We start from the raw sequence: 8,069 nt of genomic DNA, 5'->3' as shown, positions 1-8,069 counted from the left end.
TGATTATTTGAATATCGCAGAATTACGTGCTGCCGAAAAAATTGCAGGCATACTTGATCTAAAAATTGATGCCAGAACCAGGTTATTGTCCAACGGAAATATAGATATCAACTCACTAAACGGCACCATAGTTTTTGATCTGCAAGATCTGGAACTTTACGATTTTAAACCCGTTCTGGAGTCGGTAGTTCTAATGAAAGAAGAACGTTTTGAAAACTTAAGGTTCAGACCAATAACTCAAACTTTCAGGATTGAAAACGGCGTAGTAAAGGTTCCGAGAACACAGATACAATCTTCAGCTTTACAGTTGTATGCTGAAGGAGAATTTAAGTTGGATGAATATTTTGATATCTGGCTTTCCCTACCCTGGAAAAACCTGAAGTCTAATGACGGACTTCAATTACCTGAAAAGGAAACCTACAAAGAGGCAGGAGCGAAGTTTTACCTTCAGCTAATTCAGAATAAAGAAAGTGATGAAGAGAAAGAACGAAAGCTGAGAACACGTTTTCGACTTTGGAATCGCGAGTTGAAAAATAAAACATCCTCAGAAAATTAATATTCCCGCCAATTAGCGGGAATATTGAACTACTAGTCTATTCCTGAATAAAGATGAGTGCGGAATAACCTGGAATTTCAAAAGTTCCCGTGTTCGCTTCTTCTTTACTCTCCGCATGTATTTCCGGATCATGAACTTCCATTTCTGAAAAATCATCATCATACTCTTTAGCTACCGTGTTTAAACGCAGCTTCCAGTTGGACTGTTCAGCAAGATCCAGGTTGTATTCCGAAAAATCTGTATTACTGAAGTTTATAACTATGAGAACCTTGGAGTTCTCTTCTCCTCGAAGATATGCCAGAACTTTAGAATCGTTATTCAAGTGTATGATTTCAATAGGCTGTTGTCTTAGACCTTCATAGCCCACGATCTCTCCTGTTCTTATTTTAATAAGATCACTTACCAATCTGGAAATTCCCTGATGCTTTTCTAATTTCTCCCAGTTGAGTTCTACAGTATCCTGGAAATAAGAATCTTCCATAAATTCCTGACCCTGAAATACCATAGGAATTCCGGGAGCAGTAAGTGTGAGTACTATCCCAAGCAGAGCTCGCTTTTTAGCGAAAGCACTTTCGGCATCACCAGGCTGAACTTCTTCAGGCACCCTTGCTTTTCCATTGGCGACTTCATCATGAGATTCAGTATAAATAATCCTTTTAAAAGCATCTTTGCTTTGCACGAACTGCAATGCACCAGCAATCTTTTCCAGATCCCTGCTATCATCATGTGTATCTGTAAGTACTTCACGTACGGGATGTACGAAATTCATATCCCATTGGTAACCATAACCAATTCCGCCATTTTCGATAGTATCGGTTACCATATCATGACCTTTAAGATCTTCAGCAATAGTAATAATATGAGGATATTTCTCCTGAATTTCAGCATTGATCTCGCGCATCATTTGATTTCCTTCTTCAATAGCAGTGTCTTCACCCAAACCTCCACCTTCGAAACGAATATAGGAAGTCGCGTCCATGCGCAATCCATCACAACGATATTTCTCTATCCACATGAGGGCGTTGTCTCTTAAATACTGTCTTACCTCTTCCCTACCATAGTCAGGACGAGTGTCACCCCAGGGAGTCTTGCTTCGATGGTCGTTATAGAAATAAATACCACCTTTATCATTTTGCGACCAGCCATCAAACTGCCAAAGATCCATATCTGAAGGGCCAAAATGGTTATAGACAACATCCATGATCACTCCAATTCCATGCTGATGAGCAGCTTTAACCAGATTTGCCAGTCCGTTTGGTCCACCATAATCCTGTTCTATGGCGAAAGGATGCGCCGGGTTATAACCCCAGGATTCCCCGCCTGGGAACTCAGCTACCGGAAGCAGTTCTATACAATTGATTCCCAGATTTTTTAAATAATCCAGTTTCTCGATAACATCTTCAAAAGTTCCAACAGTATCTGCCGATTTCCTATTGAAAGTTCCTACGTGTAGTTCATAAATTACTAATTGATTGAAGGAAGGCAAGTGATATTGATCATCACCAAAATCAAAGTTAAGATCGCGAATTACAGAATTTCCATCGCTATTGGTGAGCTCAAAAGCATAGGGATCATTGCGGTAGAAGGTTTCACCATTATTGTGGATGACGTATTTGTACTCATCGCCTTGCTTTGCCTTATCGGTCGTACCAGCCCAGTAACCATTTTCTTCATGTTCAAGTTCCAGGTCTTCGGCATTCCATTCATTGAAGGTTCCCGTGACGAATATTTTCTCGGCATTTGGAGCCCATACGCGAAAGGTGGTAAGCCCTTCATCTATGATGCATCCCATTCCTGGTGAGCGTTTTATGATAGTTTCCATATTAATTATTGATAATTAGATCGTTAATTCAAGTCTTCAAAACAAGAAGTAAAAGTAGCTGCAGATCTTATTACAAAACGTTAATTATCATTACATTAACTTGCACTTCAGCTGATACCATTCTCTTTACCTTTTCTACTTCGGAAGAAATTAGCTTCAGAAATAATACTGGACATGGGAACAGCCATTAATTCTGAATATTGCATATATTAAAAGCTGAAACGATTAAAATTCAGTAGTGATTCAAAAGAAAGAGCAATATTATATCCTATCTAAAAAATGGAGCCTGGACCCAAATCAATGGTCTATGCTCATGGATGGCGCAGCAGTTTTATAGACCTTGTTCGGCTTTATCATCGCATTCTGGCTCTACAAGGTGCAGCGAGATGATAAAGCCACAGATGCACATCGATTCTTCAAATCTTCCCTACCCGGATTAAAATCTTCCATACATCACGCGATTGCAGATCTACGGGAGTTTAGAGAATCACTGGATCTGGACGAAGTGGTTGATCCTGTGCTTTCAGTTTCCCTGAATGACAAATTCCTGGAGAAAGTAAATCTGGTTGCTTTAAACCGCTATTATGCAAAAAATGAATCGGCAAATCTCGAACACTTCAATCGATTACTGGTTGATTCAAATTTCTTTGGAGATTATCGAGACTATATCACTAACCAGATCAAATATTTTAGAACTGTATACCTGGAAAGAGCTGATGATAATTCCGGAAATATCCTGAGGATGAAAGAAAAGATAAGGACGGTGCTGGATAAGGATATTCTCAGATTCGAAGACATACTTGAGAACATTGATCTTCTCCTTCAGGATAGTTCAAAAAAGATGCTTACTACCAAATTGAAGTATCGGAGCTAAATTACATTTCTCTGGCACTTAAAAAATATCTACCGTTTAGCTCATTCAAAATTTAGGATTCTGAAAATTTATAAATGATTTATGATACGGAAAACTTCAATTTAGCGGGCTTTTGGTAATTTCAATTAAATCAAAAAAATCTCGTTATGAAAAAGATATTGATGGTGGTGACATCTCACAAAGCATTGGAAAATACCGACAGTACCACTGGTTTATGGATTGGAGAATTTACAGATCCATATTATGTTTTTAAGGATGAAGGTTATTCAATAGAGATCGCCAGTCCTATGGGTGGCAAGCCGCCTATTGATCCAATGAGCGAACTGACCGAGCATATCACTAGTTCCAATCGGAGATTTCAAGACGATGAAGTTGCTCAAAATGCATTAAATAATACAAAACTTCTCTCAGAAGTTTCAGCAGAAACTTATGATGCTTTATTCTTTCCTGGCGGGCACGGACCCATGTTCGATCTTGCTTCTAATCGTGATAGTGGGAAATTGATCCTGGAGTTTATTGAAAGTAACAAACCGGTAGCTTCAGTTTGTCATGGACCTGCAGCACTCATCAAGGCTGCTGAAATTGAACCGAGCTTTTTAAAAGAAAAGAGAGTGACCGGCTATTCAAATCTTGAAGAAAAATTGTCGCTTAAAATGGACAATATTCCTTATACACTTGAGAACCGACTGAAAGAACTGGGAGGTGAATATCATAGTGCAAGCGCTCCCTTCCTTTCTCATGTAGAAGTTGATGGTTTATTAATAACCGGACAAAATCCATTGTCTGCAGAACCAACTGCAAAGGCTTTAGTAAATTTCTGGAAGTAAATGATCTGGAATTATCTATCCTGATTAATATAAAAAGCAGAAACCCTGATTACAGATCAGGGTTTTTGCTTTTGAACTGTGTCTAGTAGAGCAATTCACAATTTCTGGATGTTATTTTAGAACATAACCCTTGCATTTGTTAATTTCATTATAAGCTCTATTATTTCAGCAGAACAATTAAGTATTTTTAGGGTAAAAACTTTCAGTGAATATTGAATCCATCGCAAAGATTGTTGCGGAGCTAGAAGCTTATGGTAACCAAACGCCCTCGGTATCGTCAGACATCGAGTTAAGCGTTTGTATTCCTGCCAGGAACGAAGAGGAAACGATTTGGAAAACCTTAACGGCATTGGCAAATCAGCTGTCAGGAGATAAAACCTTTCCTACTCATTTATATGAAGTTCTGGTTTTATGCAATAACTGTAATGATCATACTGTAGAGCTATGTAAACTATTTCAGGAACTCAATCCCGGGTTTCCATTCTATATTTATGTAACAAACAATCCAGCGATCAATAATGTTGGTGCAGCGAGAAGAATTTTAATGGATCTTGCCAGCGAGAGACTTACTGATACCGGTTTAATAATCATGACCGATGCTGATACCATAGCAGATAAGAACTGGCTAGATTCATTTCTAAAATTTCAAACTGAACCGGTAGATCTTATATGCGGACAGATAATTCCAGACACAAAAGGTTTAAATGCTGATGCAAAGAAAAATCTTTTTGAAAACAGGCATTATCTTGACCTGGTAAGCAGACTTGAAAGTGAAATATACCCACAGCAATCTGATCCCTGGCCGAGGCACTCTCATAATTCAGGACCTAACATGGCGGTTCGAAATTCCGTTTATAAAAAAATTGGAGGCATACCTCCTATCGCCTGCCTGGAAGATATCGCATTGTATCAGAAAGTGATAAGCTATGGTTATCATATTAAACATGCGATGGAGCCAATAGTTACTACTTCCTGCCGTAGCTCATCCAGGGTTCAGGGTGGTTTTGGTTCCCAGATCCAGAACTGGTCGGCTTCTAAAACTGAAAATGTTGAAGGCTATGAAAAACTAAGAGTACGTTTCACGGCTTTCGCTGAAATTAAACAATATTACTCTCAGCCTTCTGAAGACCTTCTGAATTCTATCGGTCAACAGTTGAAAATTAAGAAACAGGCGCTGCTATCTTTAATTGAAATCCACCATAATAGTAATTCACTGGTCATTTACCTCGAAAATTTTTTGAAAGATCATTCTCCATGGAATGCCGCCCATCCTAATATCAATATAGCTGAAGCTATTAACGAACTAGAGAGTCATTTTTCAGTTTTTTCCCAGACTTCCAAAATATACAGTTCAGCTCGCTCCGAATTAAGCAGTTTAAAACGCTTAGAGTAATTTTTTCTGAAGTGATCATGTACCTGTTGTCCCGTTAGTGGATATGATCTAACATAAGCTGTCCAGTGCACCATGACTAAAATTCCACCTGGCTGCAAAGGGTTCGTAATATTTTTAAATATTATACCTAATCTTTCCAGATCGAAATAATAACCTACTTCAGATAAAAAGATGGCGTCATAATTACTTCCTGGAAGACCATTACTAATATCCCATTGCATGAACTTGCATTGCGATAACCCGGCACACCTTTTTCTAGCAGATTTTAAGGCTTGCTGACTAAGATCAATAGCAAGTAGATCCTTGCACTTTGGAGCTAATAATCTGGTGAAAACTCCGTTGGAACATCCAATCTCTAAAGCATTCTCGAATGACTTTCCTGAGACCGCAGCAATAGTTTTATGGTATTTTTCCTGCTCATAATTGCTAGTTTCAAAATCCCATGGATCGTCATTATTTGCATATAAGTTCTCGAAATAGGTTTCACTAACTGCAGGTTTAGATTTGGCCGGAAAAAAGAAATATTCATAATTCCCTATAAAAGGCTGCATTAGATCTTCAGTGAGAATAAAACCTTCAGGATCATCATCGATCAAATTTGTAGTCTGACTTATATGAGCCTGAATCACTGCTTTCTTGATTTCTTTTACAGAATCTATCTTTAATCTGAAAACCAGAACCTCATCTTTGGCGGGCCAGTCGGCAGATTCTCCTTTTTTCCAGAGCCAGATTGGATATTCAACAATAGTGCTTTCCAGGCTCTCCGCTGCTTTATTGATCAGATTATAAGCAGCAACATGATCAATATGATGGTCTCTACGCCAGGGTGAAAAAATAGTGTCCGGTTCCTTCTGCAGAAAGAATTGTTTTAATTCATTTATGACCGAATGGTCATTTTTAAACTTTTCAGCTAATTTCCCATCACCAGCATTTAGAAATATGAGATTTTCTTCCTTTACCCCTAAAATCTTACAGGCATTAATCGCTTCAGACTTTCGCAATTTCCCCAATTTATCTGGTGGAAATTTACTGGAATTAGGATGCGAAGCATCACCATTGGTAAGAAATAGTACGTATACTTCTGCATTCTGAGCAGCTAAATGAGCGATTAATCCTCCGCAGCCAAGGCTTTCATCATCGGGATGTGGGGCTACAATGATCACTTTTCCCAAATCCCTGTGGAGTCCTTCGATATTTAGAAATGGGGCTTTCTCTATGTGTTCCCGGGTATTTTTCATTTCCTATAATGATCAAAAGTATAAGCTCCTACATTTTTGAGAGCAAGATCCGGTCCAGGTTGTTTAAGATATACTTTAAGATCCCTGTAAACCTGCTCCATTGGATGATTTTCCATAAAACCCTGGACGCCAATAGAACGTTCGGTTAGCTGTAAGATTTCTTCGGAAATATTTAAAATCGCACTGCGCATCATATCTGCAAAATTCACAATTTCAACTGAAGAATAATTTTCCTGATGATCATCTATTTCCTGGGCTTTTTGTAACCAGAACTTCCCAGATTCGACCAGTATCGCCATCGTGCCCATACGCTGTTGTTGATAAGGGTCACTGGATTTATTTTGTGCATTCAGGTGATCGATCGCGGAAAGCATCAATGCCTCTGCCCCGCCGAGTTGAACCGCTGCAAAACGCATGGCGCCACCCGAAAACCACGGCTGTTGCTGGTAAGCATTTAATTTACCTAACTTCAAATCGCTTGAAATCTCTATCCCCGAAAAATCGATTCGGCAACTTACCGAGTTTTTCATTCCCATGGGATTCCACAGGGACCAGTCCTCGATTAGTTTCGGATATTCCTTAAGCGGAAGGATCAACATCTGTTTATCACCCGCAACTTCAGCAGTTATGATCGCATAATCAATTTGTAATCCTCCTGAACAAAAAGTTTTTGCTCCATTCAGTTTAAGCTTGCTATGACTTACTTGTGCTGTAAGGGCTTCAGAACTCATTTCTGTATTCCAAACGCTAAATAATTTTCCAATTCTGGCCTCCTGGAAAAAATACTCCTGTTGTGACTCAGATCCATGATCCTTAATGAGCTTGATCGCGTTTAAATGACCTTCATAAATACGCCCTACAGATAGATTGCATTTACCAATCTTACATAGTGTTTCATAAACAGGTATGCGTTCATCTATTACCCGAAATCTCTTCGGAAGATTAATTTGAAGCAATGATTGTTCATGAAGCAATTGCATTGCAGCCGCTGGAAAATGCCTTGAATCTTCTGGCATCTTTAAACAACATGAATTAATATCTGCAAAATTGGGCATGCTTGTTTTTTTTAAATAAAAATAGAATGTACCCTGCACTCCATTGTTAATATCATACTAAATTATTTTAAACGCTTGAAAGTATATGAATGGATGTATTCAAGGGGATGAGGAGTAATCGAAAAATTTTTATGATTAAATCATATTAGAAAACTAATATTCACTTAATTAAAAATGCTTATCTGAATAATCAAATGCAAATAAATCTCTCCTATCACCCAATGGTGCTACGAAAAATGCAGGAAGAGGTCCACATCCCGGAAAAATCTTCTATTTTCGCGCATTAACCTAAAAATCTCAAAAA

At 38.5% G+C, this 8,069-nt stretch carries 7 protein-coding genes; 4 read left to right on the top strand and 3 right to left on the bottom strand.

The annotated features are described in order from the left end of the window. On the top strand, positions 1 to 556 hold a 556-nt coding region (locus QZ620_RS12615), incomplete at its 5' end, for an AsmA-like C-terminal region-containing protein (RefSeq protein ID WP_295182227.1). Between the two features lie 37 nt (positions 557 to 593). Here the strand turns inward: QZ620_RS12615 and QZ620_RS12610 are convergent. Then, entirely contained in the window at positions 594 to 2,378 is a 1,785-nt protein-coding gene (locus QZ620_RS12610) for an alpha-amylase family glycosyl hydrolase (protein WP_295182224.1), read from the bottom strand. 340 nt (positions 2,379 to 2,718) lie between these two features. On the opposite strand from QZ620_RS12610, the gene QZ620_RS12605 reads away from it, so the two are divergent. From QZ620_RS12605 to QZ620_RS12595, 3 genes are all read left to right on the top strand, one after another. Further along, entirely contained in the window at positions 2,719 to 3,252 is a 534-nt protein-coding gene (locus tag QZ620_RS12605) for a hypothetical protein (RefSeq protein ID WP_295182221.1), read from the top strand. 146 nt (positions 3,253 to 3,398) lie between these two features. Further along, the gene (locus QZ620_RS12600) at positions 3,399 to 4,079 is read left to right on the top strand and encodes a type 1 glutamine amidotransferase domain-containing protein (RefSeq protein ID WP_295182219.1); all 681 of its coding nucleotides are present in this window, start codon (positions 3,399 to 3,401) and stop codon (positions 4,077 to 4,079) included. Between the two features lie 205 nt (positions 4,080 to 4,284). After that, positions 4,285 to 5,472: a glycosyltransferase family 2 protein gene (locus QZ620_RS12595; protein WP_295182216.1), complete on the top strand. Its 1,188-nt coding sequence runs from the start codon at positions 4,285 to 4,287 to the stop codon at positions 5,470 to 5,472. Here QZ620_RS12595 and QZ620_RS12590 read toward each other — a convergent pair. Together QZ620_RS12590 and QZ620_RS12585 are read right to left on the bottom strand one after the other, a co-directional pair. Then, positions 5,391 to 6,710 carry a bifunctional PIG-L family deacetylase/class I SAM-dependent methyltransferase gene (locus QZ620_RS12590; protein ID WP_295182214.1) on the bottom strand — a complete coding sequence of 440 codons (1,320 nt, stop codon included), beginning with the start codon at positions 6,708 to 6,710 and terminating at the stop codon, positions 5,391 to 5,393. The two genes, QZ620_RS12595 and QZ620_RS12590, sit on opposite strands and share 82 nt — an antisense overlap. Continuing rightward, the gene (locus QZ620_RS12585; RefSeq protein ID WP_295182213.1) at positions 6,707 to 7,726 is read right to left on the bottom strand and encodes an acyl-CoA dehydrogenase family protein; all 1,020 of its coding nucleotides are present in this window, start codon (positions 7,724 to 7,726) and stop codon (positions 6,707 to 6,709) included. The genes QZ620_RS12590 and QZ620_RS12585 overlap by 4 nt, the downstream gene beginning before the upstream one ends. Between the last annotated feature and the right edge of the window lie 343 nt (positions 7,727 to 8,069).

It is taken from the genome of uncultured Christiangramia sp., assembly GCF_913046405.1.
Classification (GTDB): Bacteria; Bacteroidota; Bacteroidia; order Flavobacteriales; family Flavobacteriaceae; genus Christiangramia; species Christiangramia marina.
This window is presented reverse-complemented; position numbering and strand designations above follow the sequence as displayed.